12 protein-coding genes are annotated in these 15,684 nt (G+C 71.1%); 6 read left to right on the top strand and 6 right to left on the bottom strand.

Annotated features, from left to right (window positions below; translation table 11 throughout):
- The first annotated feature begins 305 nt into the window (after positions 1–305).
- From ACTWQF_RS13205 to ACTWQF_RS13190, 4 genes are all read left to right on the top strand, one after another.
- Positions 306–1,793 (top strand): FAD-binding oxidoreductase, encoded by a 1,488-nt coding sequence (locus tag ACTWQF_RS13205; protein ID WP_443279537.1) that lies wholly within the window; start codon positions 306–308, stop codon positions 1,791–1,793.
- 101 nt (positions 1,794–1,894) lie between these two features.
- On the top strand, positions 1,895–2,683 hold the full coding sequence (gene yaaA / locus ACTWQF_RS13200) for a peroxide stress protein YaaA (RefSeq protein WP_443279536.1): 789 nt from the start codon (positions 1,895–1,897) through the stop codon (positions 2,681–2,683).
- Between the two features lie 61 nt (positions 2,684–2,744).
- On the top strand, positions 2,745–3,389 hold the full coding sequence (gene eda, locus ACTWQF_RS13195; protein WP_443279535.1) for a bifunctional 4-hydroxy-2-oxoglutarate aldolase/2-dehydro-3-deoxy-phosphogluconate aldolase: 645 nt from the start codon (positions 2,745–2,747) through the stop codon (positions 3,387–3,389).
- 9 nt (positions 3,390–3,398) lie between these two features.
- Positions 3,399–3,923: a hypothetical protein gene (locus ACTWQF_RS13190; RefSeq protein WP_443279534.1), complete on the top strand. Its 525-nt coding sequence runs from the start codon at positions 3,399–3,401 to the stop codon at positions 3,921–3,923.
- Between the two features lie 75 nt (positions 3,924–3,998).
- Here ACTWQF_RS13190 and ACTWQF_RS13185 read toward each other — a convergent pair whose 3' ends face one another.
- The 3 genes from ACTWQF_RS13185 to ACTWQF_RS13175 are packed head-to-tail and all read right to left on the bottom strand — an operon-like array spanning position 3,999 to position 6,908.
- On the bottom strand, positions 3,999–5,189 hold the full coding sequence (locus tag ACTWQF_RS13185; protein ID WP_443279533.1) for a bifunctional RNase H/acid phosphatase: 1,191 nt from the start codon (positions 5,187–5,189) through the stop codon (positions 3,999–4,001).
- A 49-nt stretch (positions 5,190–5,238) separates the two neighbouring features.
- Positions 5,239–5,982, bottom strand: coding sequence for a zinc ribbon domain-containing protein (locus ACTWQF_RS13180; RefSeq protein WP_443279831.1), 744 nt, complete (start codon positions 5,980–5,982; stop codon positions 5,239–5,241).
- Positions 5,979–6,908, bottom strand: coding sequence for a Nif3-like dinuclear metal center hexameric protein (locus tag ACTWQF_RS13175; protein WP_443279532.1), 930 nt, complete (start codon positions 6,906–6,908; stop codon positions 5,979–5,981). The genes ACTWQF_RS13180 and ACTWQF_RS13175 overlap by 4 nt, the downstream gene beginning before the upstream one ends.
- A gap of 216 nt (positions 6,909–7,124) precedes the next feature.
- Between ACTWQF_RS13175 and ACTWQF_RS13170 the strand changes: the two genes are divergently transcribed.
- Positions 7,125–8,558 carry a hypothetical protein gene (locus ACTWQF_RS13170; protein WP_443279531.1) on the top strand — a complete coding sequence of 478 codons (1,434 nt, stop codon included), beginning with the start codon at positions 7,125–7,127 and terminating at the stop codon, positions 8,556–8,558.
- A gap of 407 nt (positions 8,559–8,965) precedes the next feature.
- On the opposite strand, the gene ACTWQF_RS13165 is transcribed toward ACTWQF_RS13170, so the two are convergent.
- The 3 genes from ACTWQF_RS13165 to ACTWQF_RS13155 form a co-directional block, all read right to left on the bottom strand.
- Entirely contained in the window at positions 8,966–9,910 is a 945-nt protein-coding gene (locus ACTWQF_RS13165; protein WP_443279530.1) for a 3-oxoacyl-ACP reductase, read from the bottom strand.
- A 40-nt stretch (positions 9,911–9,950) separates the two neighbouring features.
- Positions 9,951–11,033 (bottom strand): Zn-dependent alcohol dehydrogenase, encoded by a 1,083-nt coding sequence (locus ACTWQF_RS13160; RefSeq protein WP_443279529.1) that lies wholly within the window; start codon positions 11,031–11,033, stop codon positions 9,951–9,953.
- 100 nt (positions 11,034–11,133) lie between these two features.
- Positions 11,134–11,991 carry a MaoC/PaaZ C-terminal domain-containing protein gene (locus ACTWQF_RS13155; RefSeq protein ID WP_443279528.1) on the bottom strand — a complete coding sequence of 286 codons (858 nt, stop codon included), beginning with the start codon at positions 11,989–11,991 and terminating at the stop codon, positions 11,134–11,136.
- Positions 11,992–13,262: 1,271 nt separating this feature from the next.
- Here ACTWQF_RS13155 and ACTWQF_RS13150 point away from each other — a divergent pair.
- Positions 13,263–15,596, top strand: a complete 2,334-nt coding sequence (locus ACTWQF_RS13150) for a hypothetical protein (protein WP_443279527.1) — start codon at positions 13,263–13,265, stop codon at positions 15,594–15,596.
- Positions 15,597–15,684 lie beyond the last annotated feature (88 nt).

Here is a 15,684-nt window from a genome sequence, read left to right as displayed (position 1 = left end):
GCCCTCCCCTTTCGGCGATCAGGCATACGATCCGTCATCGCACGGCTCTGCGTTGCCGGGCCGCCCAGTTGTCACCCGTTCGTGGGAGCACGCCCCCGCGCAGTCCGCCGCACACCCCACGGAACCGCCTTACCCGCACATCCGTCCCCACCCACGACGGAGTCGATCTTCGTCGACGACCAGTGGGACCAGCGGCACAGCAGGGGGCGGCGAGCGAAATGGCCAGGACAGCGGGGACGACGCGGCGTGGGCTGTTGCGGGGCGGGGTTGCCGCCGGGATCGCGGCGGCAGCCGGGGGGACGTGGATGACGGGGAGCAGGGCTTTCGCGGGGGACGGCACGAACGCGGCGTGGGCGACGCTGGGCAAGGGGCTGGACGGAACGCTGCTGCGGCCCGGGGACCGGGACTTCACGGCGGCCCGCAAGCTGTTCAACCCGCGGTTCGACGCGGTGCGTCCCGCCGCGGTGGCGTACTGCGCGGGGCCCGGTGACATCGCCGAGTGCCTGTCCTTCGCGCGCCGCCACGAGATACCGGTGGCCGTGCGCAGCGGGGGGCACTCGTACGCGGGCTGGTCCAGCGGCAAGGGCCGGCTCATCATCGACGTGCAGAAGATGGCGGCGGTCAAGGCGTCCGGGCGCAGCGCCACGGTGGGCGCGGGGGCCAAACTCATCGACGTCTACGCCGGGTTGGCGGCGCACAAGCGGACCATACCGGCGGGCTCCTGCCCCACGGTCGGGGTATCGGGTCTCACGCTGGGCGGCGGGATCGGCGTCGTCGCCCGGGCCTACGGGCTGACCTGCGACAGCCTGACCGGCGCCACGATCGTCACCGCCGACGGCAAGCTGCGCAAGGTGACCGAGGAGAGCGACGGGGAACTCTTCTGGGCGCTGCGCGGCGGGGGCGGTGGCAATTTCGGCGTCGTCACCTCCCTGGACTTCCAGACCCATGTGGCGCCCACCTGCCAGACCTTCTTCCTCTCCTGGCCCTGGTCACGCGCTGCGGCCGTGCTGCGCGAGTGGCAGCGGTGGGCGCCGGTGGCGCCCGAGGAGATCTGGGCGAACCTCCATCTGTCGGCGCCGGCCGGTGGCCGTCCGGGCAGTGTGCGGGTCGGCGGGCTGTCGCTGGGGGCGCGCCGGGAACTGGAGAACCAGCTCGACCGGCTGGCGGGCCGGATCGGAGCGGCGTCCCCCAGCCTCCGGCCGGGGGGACCCCTGGACATGTCGCTGCGGCGGCACTCGTACCTGGACGCGATGAAGGTGATGGGCGGGGTCTCCGGCTGGACGCTCGCCCAGGCGCACCAGCGGGGCACGCTGCCGGGCCGTACGAAGCGGGGGAAGACCGCCCGCGAGTCGTACGCAGCGCGGTCCGACTTCTACACCCGTTCCCTGCCCCCCGCCGGGATACGGGCGCTGCTCGACCGGGTCGAGCGGCTGTCGGGGCTGCGGGACGGCGGCGCCGGAAGTGTCGCGCTCGACGCGCTGGGCGGCGCCGCGAACCGGCCCCGGCCGGATGCGACGGCGTTCGTGCACCGGGACGCGCGCTTCCTGGCGCAGTACATCATCTCCTGGCCGGACGCCGCCGACCCCGAGACCGTCGCCGGGCACCGCGGCTGGCTGGACACCACCCATACGGCGATGCGCCGCTGGGCCAGCGGCTTCGCCTACCAGAACTACCCCGACCCCGCGCTGCGCGACTGGCGGCACGCCTACTACGGCAGCAACGCCGAGCGGCTGGCCAAGGTCAAGACGGTGTACGACCCGGACCGGGTCTTCACCTTTCCGCACGCCGTGTGAGCGCCCCACAGCGGTAGCGGGACGGCAGGCCCGTACGCTGGGGGCGCCATCGCCGCATTCCCCCGGCCCCTGCCGGGAGGCACCCCCAGAGGAGAAGTTCCGTGCTCGTGCTGTTGCCGCCGTCCGAGGGGAAGGCCGAGGGCGGCAAGGGCCGTCCGGTGGACCTGGAAGCGCTCTCGCTGCCGGAGCTGACACAGGCGCGGGAGACGGTGCTGGACGAGCTGGTGGCGCTCTGCGGCGCGGACGAGGAGAAGGCGCGCGAGGTGCTGGGGCTCAGCGAGGGGCTGCGCGGCGAGGTCGCCAAGAACGCGCGGCTGCGGACCGCTCCGACGCGGCCCGCTGGCGAGATCTACACCGGGGTGCTCTACGACGCTCTGGGCCTGGCAACCCTCGATCCGGCCGCCAAGCGGCGCGCCGCCCGCTCGCTGCTGGTGTTCTCCGCGCTGTGGGGCGCGGTCGGGATCAAGGACCGGATCCCCTCCTACCGGCTCTCCGGCGGCGTGAAACTGCCGGGCACCGGGGCGCTGGGCCGCTTCTGGCGCGGCCCGCTGGAGTCGGTGCTGCCCGAGGCGGCGGGCGGCGGCCTGGTGCTGGACCTGCGCTCGTCGGCGTACGCGAACATGTGGAAGCCCAAGGGCGAGCAGGCCCGGCGCACCGCCACCGTGCGGGTGTTGCAGTCGCGGCTGGTGGACGGGGTGGAGAAGCGGTCGGTCGTCAGCCACTTCAACAAGGCGACCAAGGGCCGCCTCGTGCGGGCGCTGCTGGAGGCGGGTGCGGCGCCGAAGACCCCGGCTCAGCTGGCCGGGACGCTGCGTGAGCTGGGCTATGTCGTGGAAGGTGACGACGAGCCGGAGGCCACGGCGCTGGACGTGGTGGTGACGGAGCTTTAGCGCTATTGCGCAGGGTGCAACGCCTGTTGCGTGCAGTGTGGCGCCCGGGCACGATACGGGCATGACTCCCGCGCCCCGCGAGCTCCCCTCCGTACTCGACCTCGCCCCCGTCGTCCCGGTCGTGGTGCTGGAGGACGCGGCGGACGCCGTACCGCTCGCCCGGGCGCTGGTCGCGGGCGGGCTGCCCGCGATCGAGGTGACGCTGCGCACCGAAGCCGCGCCGGAGGCGATCCGCGCCATTGCGGACGCCGTGCCCGAGGCGGTCGTCGGCGCGGGCACGGTGCTCGGCCCGGAGCACGTAGGGACGGCCGTGGCGGCGGGGGCGCGTTTCCTCGTCAGCCCTGGCTGGACGGACACCCTGCTGGAGGCCATGCGTGGTTCCGGGGTGCCGTTCCTGCCCGGCGTCTCGACGGCCTCGGAGGTCGTGGCGCTGCTGGAGCGCGGGATCGAGGAGATGAAGTTCTTCCCGGCGGAGGCGGCGGGCGGCACCGGCTATCTGAAGTCGCTGGCCTCGCCCCTCCCCCAGGCCCGGTTCTGCCCCACCGGCGGTGTGACGGCAGCCAACGCCGCCACCTATCTGGCGCTGCCCAACGTCGCGTGTGTCGGCGGCACCTGGATGCTGCCCGCCGATGCGCTGGCGGCCAAGGACTGGGAGCGGGTACGGGCACTGGCGGCCGAGGCGTCGGGGGTGCGCCCCGCCGGGTAGGTTGCCGCCATGGCAACTCACGAGGCTCACGGGGGACCTGGGGCGATATGCCCCGCGTGTGGCGGTGCGAACGCCCGCCCGGTCTCCGAGGCGCGCGCCGGTAAGGGCGCCATGCGCAAAGATCTGCTGACCCGGCTGGCGCCCGGCCCGGAGAAGTCGGGCGACGGCTGGATGCACCTCCTGGAAGGCATGGTCCTCACGGGTATCGGCGTCGCCCTCGCCTACACCGGCAAGGAGCAGGACAAGCCGCTCTACCTCGCGGGCGGGATCGCGCTGGCGGTGCTGTGTTTCGTCGGCACCATCGCCGTCGTCCGCAGCGACCGCCGCGAACGCACGGCGGAGTCCGCCGGTTCGGGGCGCGCCGCGCGGGTGTGGGACCCCGCCTTCTACTGCTACGGCTGCGAGTCGGTCTTCTGCCCCGGCGGGGTGCCCTGGCAAGGGGTGCTGACGCCGGAGCAGTTCAAGAAGTTCGTATGGACGGAAGCGGGCTACGCGGACCAACTCACGGGCCCCGCCAAGGAGGCTCGCCTCTGACGGAGGCGGCCCCTCTCTTTTCCGCCCCCTGCCCTCGAACTTTTCCGCCCCCCTGCCCTCGAAGGGGGCGCGGCGCTACCGCAGGTGCCCCGTGTCGTTCAGCAGGCGCAGGGAGGCGTTGCCGTCGGCGTAGTAGGCAATGGCGGACAGCGAGGCGGCGGACAGCTCCATGCGGTAGAGGGAGTCGGGCGGGGCGCCCAGGGCGAGGCGGACCAGGGTCTTGACCGGGGTCACATGGGTGACGAGCAGCACCGTGCGGGCCGCGTAGCGGGCCAGGAGCTTGTCGCGGGCCGGCGCCACCCGCCGGGCGACCTCCTCGAAGGACTCGCCGCCACCCGTGGGCCGGGCCGCGGGAGAGGCCAGCCAGGTTTCCAGGTCCTCCGGGTAGCGCTCGCGGACCTCCGCGAAGGTGAGGCCCTCCCAGGCGCCGAAGTCGGTCTCGCGCAGCCCCTCGTCGGTACGGACGCTCAGCCCGAGGCGGTCCGCGACGGTGGCGGCGGTCTCCTGGCAGCGGCGCAGCGGCGAGGAGACCACGGCCTCGACGGTGCCGCGCGCCGCGAGCGCCTCGGCGACGGCGGCGGCCTGCCGCCGCCCCACCGCGGAGAGTTCGGGGTCGGAGCCGCCGCTGCCGGAGAACCGCTTCTCGGGCGTGAGCGGCGTCTCGCCGTGCCGCAGCAGTACGAAGGTGGTGGGGGTGCCGAGGTCGGGCCCCCAGCCCGCGACGGCGGCGGGTGCTGTGGGGCCGGGCTCGGTCGCGGCGGAGGGCTCCGGAGCGACGGTCCCGGTGCCCGGTGCCGCGTCCAGCTCCGCGCGGGAGGCGCCCGCGTCCCAGCGTTCGCCGCGCTTGCCGGCGTCCATCGCCTCGTTGGCGAGGCGGTCCGCGTGCTTGTTCTTCTCGCGCGGAATCCACTCGTAGCTGACGGCGTCCGGCGGGAAGACGGCGGCGGCCTCCATGGCGAGCGGGCGCATGTCGGGGTGCTTGATCTTCCAGCGGCCCGACATCTGCTCGACGACGAGCTTGGAGTCCATCCGCACCAGCACCGCGGCGTGCGCGTCGAGCTCGTACGCGGCGCGCAGCCCGGCGAGCAGACCGCGGTACTCGGCGACGTTGTTGGTGGCCTTGCCGATGAACTCGGCGGTCTCGCGGAGGGTTTCACCGGAGGCGGCGTCCTTGACGACGGCGCCGTATCCGGCCGGACCCGGGTTGCCCCGCGAGCCACCGTCCGCCTCGACGACGAAGGTGCGGCGCGCCTGAGCGCCACTCACCGCACTCCTCCGTTCGCCCCACCGCGGCAGCGGCCGATGTCACTGTCACTCACAGTCCGGACTCCGGCGTGCGCACCAGGATGCGGCGGCAGTTCTCGCAGCGCACCACGGTGTCGGCGGGCGCCTCCCGCACCTCGTTGACCTCGGTGATGTTCAGCTCCAGGCGGCAGCCCTCGCAGCGCCGCTGGTAGAGCTTGGCGGCGCCGACGCCGCCCTCGCGCGCGCGGATCTTGTCGTAGAGCTTGAGCAGCTCGTCGGGGACGGCACCGGCGACGGTCTCCCGCTCCTTGCTGACGCTGCCCAGCTCGGCCTCGATCTCGGCCAGCGCGGCGTCCCGGCGCGCGGTGGCGTCCTGGACCTTGGTGCTCACGGACTCGACGCGCTCGCCCAGTTCGGCGGCGCGCTCGGCGGCGGACTCGCGGCGCTCCATGACCTCCAGTACGACATCCTCCAGGTCGCTCTGGCGCTTGGCGAGGGAGGCGATCTCGCTCTGCAGGTTCGCCAGGTCCTTGGGGTTGGTGACGGCGCCGGAGTCCAGACGCTGCTGGTCGCGGGCCGCGCGCTGGCGGACCTGGTCGACGTCCTGCTCCGCCTTGGTCTGCTCGCGCGCTGTGTCGCTTTCCTCGGTCTGCGCGGCCACGAGCAGGTCGCGGAGCTGTGCGAGGTCGGCCTCCAGCCGCTGGATCTCCTCGTGCTCGGGCAGGGTGTTGCGCTTGTGCGCGAGCTGCGTCAGGCGCGTGTCGAGTGCCTGGACGTCGAGCAGGCGGATCTGATCGGCGGGCGCGGCGTTCAGTTGGGGGCTCCCGGGGTGAGGTCGTTGTCGGTCAGTGCGGTCTGCTGGGCCGTGTCCTGCTGCGCCAGCGGGGAAGCTTGCGGCAGCGAGGGGGCGTGCGCGGTCCACGGGTCGGTGACGGTACGCGAGACCTCGGTGCGCAGGTCCCAGCCCTCCCGTTCGGCGACGGCGTCGAGCTGGGCCGCTGCCTGCTCGCACCAGGGCCATTCGGTGGCGAAGTGTGCGGCGTCCAGGAGGGCGAGCGCGGAGTGCTCGCGGGCCTCGGAGGCGGGGTGGTGGCGCAGGTCGGCGGTGAGGTAGGCGTCGACGCCCGCGTCCCGTACGACGTCGAAGAGGCTGTCGCCCGAGCCTCCGCACACGGCGACCGTGCGTACCGTCATGGCCGGGTCGCCCGCCGCGCGGATGCCCTGTGCCGTGACGGGCAGCGAGGCGGCGGCCTGTTCGACGAAGTCGCCGAGCGGCAGCGGACGCTCCAGCTCGCAGATCCGGCCCAGGCCGCGGCATCCGCTCGGGTCGGTGGCATCGGGCACCAGGGGGCGCAGCACCCGCAGCCCGAGGGCTCCGGCGAGCGCGTCGGAGACACCGGGGTCGGCGTTGTCGGCGTTGGTGTGGGCGACGTGCAGGGCGACCCCGTTCTTGATCAGGGTGTGGACGACGCGGCCCTTGAAGGTGTCGGCGGCGACGGTGGTGGTGCCGCGCAGATAGAGCGGATGGTGGGTGACCAGCAGCTCGGCGCCCTTGCTGACGGCCTCGTCGGCGACCTGCTGCACAGGGTCGACGGCGAACAGGACCCGGCTGACGCGCGCCTGCGGGTCGGTCGGGTCACCGCAGACCGTGCCGACGGCGTCCCACTGCTCGGCGCGGTCGCGCGGCCACAGGGCGTCGAGCGCTGCGATGACTTCGGAGAGTGTGGGCTGTGCTGGCACGGGGCCAAGGCTACCTGTCCACGACCGTGCCGCCCCCGGCCCGGTCGGCGCCCGTCGGGGGCCCTGCGGCGCCGGGCCCCCGAGGCCGCCAGCACACTTCTCGGCGCCCGCGCAGGCGAACGCCGTATTCGGTCACCCGTACGCGTGAAGCGGTTCAACTCTCGTGGTTCGGCTGCGAGTACGACACCTAGCTTCATCACCGGAGGTGATCGAGGCATGACTGCGAGTGTCGCCAGGGTCATGAACGAGAGCTTCACGGTCGCGGCGGACGGCTCGTACGCCGCCAGGCTCACCACGCAGGCCGGCACGGAGCTCTGGTACCCGGAGCGCTGGACGCTCGGCGGCCCGGAGCCGTACGCGGTACCACTGCCCGTGGAGCAGCCCGAGGACGCCGACAGCGGTGTGCTGCCGCTCGCCGACGGGCGGGTGCTGATCGCCCGCCGGGCGCAGGGACGTTACTCCCTGGCGCTGCTCTACCCCTCGGGCCCGGAGACGGGCGAGCGGCGGCTGGGCTCCGTGGAGACGGACGAGTTGCGGCTGCTGCCCCCGGCGCCCTGCGGCATGCGCGCCTTCGCCCTGGCCCGCGAGCAGGACGGCCGCACCACCGGCGTCTGGCTGGTGACCGACAGCTCCTCCCGCCCGCCCGTGCGGGTCGCGCAGCTGAGCGGCCGATGCTCGGGCGGCGCCTGGCTGGACCGGGAGGGACGGCTGCTCGCCCTCGACACCGCGGGCCCGGACGGCGAGGGGCCCACCAAGACGGTCGCGGTGGACCTCGGAGCGGGCGGCGAGGTCTCACCGCTGCTGGAGATCGCCGAGGACAGCGACGACCGGCTGCTGCTGGCCGACCGGGACAGCGGCCTGCTGCTCGTCCGCTCGAACGCGCCGGGCGAGGAGCGGCTGGGCTGGGGCGTACTGGGCAGCCACCGCCCGGTCAGGTTCCCCGAGGCGCTGCACCCCAAGGACACCCGGCTGACGCCGATCGCCGTACAGCCGGGGCAGACGCTGCTGCCCGAGCGGTGCGGGGTGGCGCTGCGCGTGGACGCCGCGATCCGGATGCCTCCCGGCCCTCCGGGGCCTGGCGGAGGCACCTGGCTCGCCGTATGGCGGCCGGGGCTGCGGGAGTTGCGGCACGTCGCGAGCCCGCCGGGATGGCTGACGGGGCACGGGATGTGGACGGCCGAGGGTGAGCTGTGCGTCCCCTATTCGACGGCGCACAACCCGTGCGGGCTGGCGCGGATGCGGAATCCGCTGCCGGAGGAGGAGGCGTTGGGGGCGGGGTCGGGGGCGGTGGCCATGTCTGCGGCTGGGCGTGCGCCTGCGGGGAGGGAGACGGCTGTTGCGGCGCACCCGGGTTCACCGCCGAGTCCGTCGCCGAGTTCACCCCCGAGTGCGTCGCCGAGTCAGCGCCCGGGTCCGGCGCCGGGGACGCCGCCGAGAGTGGCCGAACCGCCGGAGGCACCGGCTCCGGCCAGCAGTGACGTCACGGCTCTACAACATCACGATCACGGAGTGCCGCCCTCCGGACTGTTGGGTTCCATGGTGCACAGAAGGGTTTCCGCAGGCAGTGAAGGGTCGTTGGGGACCATGGGGGAAACGGTCCCGAAACCGGTTCCGTTGCAGCAGGCCCCGCTGGCCAGCGGAACGGCGTGACCGGCCGGTAAAACGGTCTGAAGGGTGTCAGTCCGAATCGATAAACTCCGCCGGGTACGACGGCAGAGCAAGAGATTGACGGAGTGACATCACGATGTCGGACACCCAGACCGAGACGCCCAGCAACACGCAGACGGCCGGCGAGGGGACTCACCGGGGGAAGCACAGGGGGGAAGCCGCCGCATATGAGGAGCAGACCGTACCGGCGCAGGGCCGCCATCGCCGCCCGGAGCCCGCACAGTAGCCCAGAACGCACAGCACGAGAGCGCACAGCAGCCGAGGAGCGGTAGCCGCAGGACGGCGAGTTGCTCGTCAGAGGCCCCGGCCACCGCCTGACCAGCGGCGGCCGGGGCTTCGCCGTATGTCAGCCCTTCAGGCATCCGCCCGTTTCTGCCGGCCCTTCTGTGTCAGCCTTTCTTGAGGCCGAGCACCTCGACCGCTGCGAAGGTCTCCTGCGCGGAGCGCTCGGCGAAGAACGGGGTCAGCTGTTCGTCCAGTTCCTCGACGGTGAACACGTCCTTGGCGGTGTCGAACTTCGCTGCCACCTTGGGCCGTTCCAGCAGCGCCACCATGCCGCCGTGCACCACCAGCAGCTGCCCGTTGACCCGGGCTGCCGCCGGGGAGGCCAGATAGCCCACCAGCGGGGAGACATGTGCGGGCGCCAGCGGGTCGAGACCGTCCGCCGGTACCTCGAAGCCCTTGAAGACGTCCTCGGTCATCCGGGTACGCGCGCGCGGGCAGATGGCGTTCACCGTCACCCCGTACTTGGCCAGCGCGTCCGCCGTGGAGGTGGTCAGCCCGACGATGCCGCCCTTGGCCGCCGCATAGTTGGGCTGCCCGGGGGAGCCCGCCAGGAACGCTTCGGACGAGGTGTTGACGATCCGCCCGTAGACGGGACCGCCCGCCGCCTTGGACGCCTCGCGCCAGTGCGCAGCGGCGAAGTGGGTGGTGTTGAAGTGGCCCTTGAGATGGACGCGGACGACCGTGTCCCACTCCTCCTCCGTCATCGAGAAGACCATCCGGTCCCGCAGGATGCCCGCGTTGTTGACCAGCACCTCCAGCGAGCCGAAGGTGTCCAGCGCCAGTCGGATCAGTCCGCGGGCCTGCCCGAAGTCGGCCACGTCGCCGTGGTGGGCGACCGCCTCTCCTCCGGCGGCGCGGATCTCGGCGGCAACCTGCTCTGCGGGCGCCGCCGATGCCCCGCCGTCCCCCGCCCTCCCGTCGACTCCGACATCGTTGACGACGACACGCGCGCCCAGCCGCGCCAGCTCCAGCGCCTCCGCGCGCCCCAGCCCGCGTCCCGCACCGGTGACGACGGCGGTCCTGCCCTGCAAACAGCCCTGCACAGACATACGGGTCCTCTCTCGCCATCGTCCTCGATGGCGCACTGCGCTAGAGGGAGATGCTGGTGCGGAGCGCCTCCCCGGTGCGCATCTGGTCGATGGCCTCGTTGATCTCGCCGAGTCGCACCCGGTGGGTGATCAGGCCCTCCAGATCGATCCGTCCGGCGCGCCACAGCGCCACCGCACGGTCGTACGAACGCAGCACGTCGCCGCCGCCGTACAGGGAGGGGAGGATGCGCTTCTCGTCGAAGAACAGCTCGAACATGTTGAACTGGAGCTGGTCGTCCATGGCGCCCGCACCCACCACGCACAGTGTGCCGCCGCGCCGGGTGGTCTCGTAGGCGGTGCGCGCGGTCGCCGATCTGCCGACGACCTCGAAGACGTGGTCGAAGCCCTCGTCGGCGGTGATCCGGCGCTTGGCGTCGGCGAGTTCGCCGGGCGCGACCGCCTCGGTCGCGCCGAACCGCAGCGCGGCCTCGCGGCGTCCGGCGACCGGGTCGACCGCCACGATCTGCGCGGCGCCGCAGGCCCGCGCGCCCTGGATCACGCTGATGCCGACGCCGCCGCAGCCGATGACGGCAATCGACGAACCCGCTTCCACCCGCGCGGTGTTGAAGGCCGCTCCCAGGCCCGTGGTGACGCCGCAGCCGATGAGCGCGGCGATCTCGAACGGTACGTCGTCAGGTATGGGCACTGCGCAGGGTGCGTCGAGGACGACCTCCTCCGCGAAGGTCCCGGTGCCGGCGAAGCCGAACACCTCACTGCCGCCGGTGGTACGGCGGAAGTTGGGCGTACCCGCGTTCATGAACCCGGTCAGGCACAGATGGCTCTGGCCGCGGCGGCACGCGGGACAGCTGTTGCACGCGGGCAGCCAGCACACCACGACGCGGTCCCCTTGCCCGAGGTGGGTGACCCCCTCCCCCACCTCCAGCACCTCGCCCGCGCCTTCATGGCCCGGCACGAACGGGGCGGGTTGCGGCAGTACGCCACTCATCGCGGAGAGGTCCGAATGGCACAGCCCCGTCGCCTTGATGCGGACCCGCACCTTGCCGGGTCCGAATCCGGCCGGTTCGATGTCGTCGAGGACTTCCAGCTTGTCCTGGCCGGTCTCTTGCAGTACCGCTGCGCGCACGTCGGCTCCCTTCGGAAGCGCTGGTCGGTGAGTGCGTTGCCGTCTGCGGGTGCGGCTGTTGCCGTGTTCGGGTGCGGCTGTTGCCGTGTAAGGGTGCGGCTTACGTGTGCGTCACCACGCCGTCCCCCAGCACCACCGCGTCCTCCCTCTCCACCGCCGTGGCGGTCAGCTGGAGGCGGCCCTCCTCAAGGCACCAGGCCCGGATCCGCAAGGTCTCGCCGGGGTGGACAACGCCGGCGAACCGCACCGCGTACGAGGAGACCCGGGCGACGTCGCCGTCGAGTACGCCGTCGACGACGGCCTTCAGCGCCATCCCGTACGAGCACAGCCCGTGCAGGATGGGCCGGTCGAACCCGGCGAGCCGGGCGAACTCCGGGTCGGCGTGGAGTGGGTTCCAGTCGCCGGAGAGGCGGTACAGCAGCGCCTGCTCCTCGCGGATGGCCCGCTCGGTGGCGAAGTCGGGCTCCCGGTCGGGCGTCTCCAGTCGTCCGGAGGGCCCGCGCTTGCCGCCGAAGCCGCCTTCGCCGCGGACGAAGATCTGCGCTTCGCTGGTCCACAGCGGGCCGTCCTCGTCGGCGACTTCCGTACGCAGCACGAGGATCGCGGCCTTGCCCTTGTCGTAGATGTCGGCGACGCGGGCTGTGGCGGTGGCGTGTCCGCCGACGGGGATCGGGCGGTGCAGCTCGACGGACTGGGTGCCGTGCAGCACCGCGGCCAGGTCGACCTCGATGCCGGGTGCGGAGAGCCCGCCGACCACTCCCATGCCGGCGCCCGCGACGGTGGCGAACGATGGCAGGACGTGCAGCTTGCTCTCCAGCGTGTAGCGCAGCTCGGCCGGGTCGGTGGCGGGCACGCCCGCGCCCAGTCCGAGGTGGTAGAGCTGGACGTCCTTGTGGCCCCAGGAGATCTCGGTACTGCGGGGCTCGGCCGCGAGGGCCTTCGCTGCGTCGATGGGCATCGGGGGCTGGGCTCCCTTGTTTCTCGGGCTTCTCTCGGGCTTGTCTCGGGCTCTTTCCGGGCGTTTTCCGGGCCGGGGTGTGCGAAGACCCTGGCCCGGCCGTCCGCACCGTCGGCCGGGCCAGGGCCGCTGGGGACCGGCCAGACGCCGCCCGCGAGCCGGAGCGGTAGTGAAACACGTTCTAACCGATCGGCTACCTGTATAACGCAGAGCCCCGGACAAGGGAAGAGCTGACGTAGCGTCAGCAACCCTGGGCGCTCCCCCTGAGCACCGCGAACTGGGGGTGCGTCGTGGCCGGGGGCGCCCACGCGCCCCGGAGCCCTTGGGGCATGTCCCCCGCGCTTGCCGGGTACGCGAGGTCCGTCGGAGGCCCCCCGGCCCCGGTGTCCGGTCCGGGAATAACGGCTTGATTCGCGCCCATTGCACCTCAGTTAACGGCACACTCATACCAATGACCGACTAATTCAAACGAAATCGCCTGGGCCCGTCTCCGGTCGGACTGGGGAGCGGAGCGCTCCTTACGGTGACCGGTGGAGTGCGCGCCGTACCGACCTTCACCGGCAACTGTGCACTGCGGGGCCAAACGCAGTTGCATACGGCCCAGTAGCCCTGGATCGGACACCAGGGAAATAGAAACCCGCCAGTAAGTTTTCGGGTTCACCGAAGACGCAGGGCGGCCCGTGGATAGCCCCGTCCGGAATATCCGCCCCTGTTGCGCGGCGCCAACGGGACCGTTTCGAATCAGAGACGATCCGGAGCCTCGATCCGCTCGACACCGCTTCTCACGTCCGGCACAGTGGTCACCCCGTTCGGCCCGTTTCCACGGGACGTCGGATGAATTGAGGCCGTTGGGCCCAACAGATCCCAACGGGCTCGGAACAGAGAAAACTGATGTAGCGGTACTCCCCCAACAGCATTGCCCTGGCAGGCCGTCAGGCCTGTCGCGGCGTGCGTGCGCGATTTGCCCGTTTCGGGCATGTCAGGGGCAGTGCTCTTCCCGCAGGAGCAGCGGGAAGAGCATGGGGCCGCAGCAGAGCAGCCGACGCAGATGCAACTGAACGCAACCACAGGAACCACCATGTTCAGCAGCGGGGCCTTGAAGGCCGATCTCGTTGTACCCGACGGCGAGTTGGGGACGATCGCCGACATTTGCGTTCTGCCTGCACGACCGGATTTAGGAAGGCGGACGGCGCTCGTGGCGGAAGCGCACGATCGCGGTCCGTCTTCTCGGTGAGGGCAGTCTCGGCGGACTGTCCGGCGCCCTCCTGAAGGTGAACGACGACCGGGTCGGCACCCTCAAGGAGGGCTTCGGACCGATCTCCAGCCACCTGGACATTCTCGTGCAAGAGCCACGCTTACAAGGCGCGGACAACGTCCTCGGCATGAACGATGCCGCTGAACACGCGACGATGCGTCCAGGACCTCCGATCACGCACACACCGATGACGCAGAAGAGCGGCATGAACGGGGTATCCATGGCCAAGACAATGATGTCTTACCGCGACCTGAGCGAGTTGAAGTTCGCCACGCTGGACGCCGCCATCAAGAAGTGGAAGAGCATCAGCAAGGAGTTCGGCGACATCTCGACGGGCGAGGGAGACGGCGCCGACGTCCCCACACTGGAGGCGCGGGCCAAAAGCGCCAACTGGTCGGGCGCCGGCGCCACCCGCGGTAAAGAGTTCGTCACCGAAGTGGCCGCCGAATTCCACGACGCGGCGCGCTCCGCGAAGAGCATTTACCGCATGATCAAGCTCTCCCGTACGCGGATGCACAAACATCAGGCAGACCTGCACAAACTGGTCGAGGACGCCAAGGGTGTCATCGTGAAGAGCGACGGCTCCATCACGGCCACCCAGTGCTATGAGGACGAGGCCGAACAGAAGGCAGCGGACCGCAAGGTCGACGCGCTCAAGCAGGAGATCGAGAAGATCCTGCTGGCGGCGGCGCGCACGGAGCACAACCTCGCCGAGGCGCTGCGCCTGCTGGTCAAGTCTCCGCACGATTTCTCCGGCGCCGACTACGACAGCTACGAGGATGCCAAGAAGGCGGTCGGCAAAGCCGACGCCGACAAGGCTGTCGACCTGGCCAAGGAGCTGTCCAAAGGCGCCAAGGACGGCGACATCAGCCCCACCAAGCTCGCCGAGCTCAACGACCTGGCCCTGCTCCAGCGCACCAACCCGGCCTATGCCGAGCGTTTCGCCACGCAGATGGGGGCGAAGGACACCCTGCAGTTCTGGCGGATGATGCCCGGCGACGGCCTCGAGGTCAAAGCCGACAGCGCGAAGGGCAAGGAGCTGGCCCGGCTGCGGGACAACCTGGGCATGACGCTCGCGACCGCGTCCCGGGAGAAGAGCCCGGAGATGATGAAGTGGAAGCAGGACCTCATCAACCTGGGCGGAAAGCCGATCGGACGCCCGGGCCAGGACCTCCCCAACGGCCCGTTCGGCTTCCAGGTCATGGGCAGCCTGATGGGCAAGGGCAAGTTTGACACGAACTTCCTGCATGACTACGAGAAGGAGCTCCGCACCTTCGACAAAGCGCATGGGAAGGGCAGTGAGTGGCGCCTCCCCATGAATCAGAACACCGACCTCGATCCCGCCCACCAGGGGGAACGCAGCTCAGACCCGATGACCGGATTCCTCAAGGCGGCCAGCCACAACCCGGACTTCGCGACCGAACTGCTCAAGGACAAGGAAGCGGCCGACTACTACCTCACCGACCGGGCCTACGAACCTGAGGACTCCTTCGAAGGCAGCAAGAACCGCGCGGCCGAGGCCCTGGGAGACGCTATCTTCGCAGCCGGCAGCGGCATGAACCCCGACGATACGGATGCCAAGTTCGTCGAGCACCGGCCCGAGCACGACCAGGTGTTCAAGGGCGCCCTGGACCGTCTCGCGGCGAAGGGGGACGACATGATGCCCGAACTGCGTGATGACATGGCGAAGCTGATGGGCAACCACGGCGACGACGTACACAAGTCGATGAGCGATCCGCTGGGGGGCGGGCAGCTCGATGAGAGGAAGCTGCTGGAGGTCAGCAAGCAGGTGTCCCGGGATCGGGAGGGATACGCCCTGCTCAATGACTCCATGAACCGGGCGATAGTGCACGACATCATGAGCGCGCCCGAAAGTGACCCCACGGGCGCCCTGCGCCGCACGGGGCACACCATCGGTTTCCTGGAAGAGGCCCGCTTCCAGGCCGTCGACGACGAGAAGGCAGCGGAGAACAGGGAGGCGAGCTGGAAGAGCACAGTGGGCTTCATCAGCGTCGCCGCCCCCGCGGCCTCGTTCCTGCCGCCCCATGTGGCCAACGTCGTCGACCGTGTCGCGTGGATGAGCAGCAAGGCGTGGCAGTTCGATGAGGAGGACCGCATCGCCAACGAGGCGACCCTCAACAACCAGAGCGCCAGCGAGCTGCGCGACAAGCAGCTCAAGGTGTACTCGGATCTCTGGTACGACGAGCACAAGTCCTTCGCCCAGACCCGCACGCCCGAGGGCCATGTTCTGTACCCGGACTACAACGAGAGGGAAGACGCGCGGGCGCGTATCGCCTATGCCGCCGACCACGGTGGCATAGGCGCGAACCGCTCGGCCGGAGAGGGTTAGCCGGACACGCGCGCGGAATGCCGACGCGGCGGGGGCCTGGAGCCATCATTCCCACCCTCGCCGCGGACGCTGCACGGCGCCAAGAGGG

The organism is Streptomyces sp. 8N114, assembly GCF_052245835.1.
In the GTDB taxonomy this organism is placed as follows: domain Bacteria; phylum Actinomycetota; class Actinomycetes; order Streptomycetales; family Streptomycetaceae; genus Streptomyces.
This window is presented reverse-complemented; position numbering and strand designations above follow the sequence as displayed.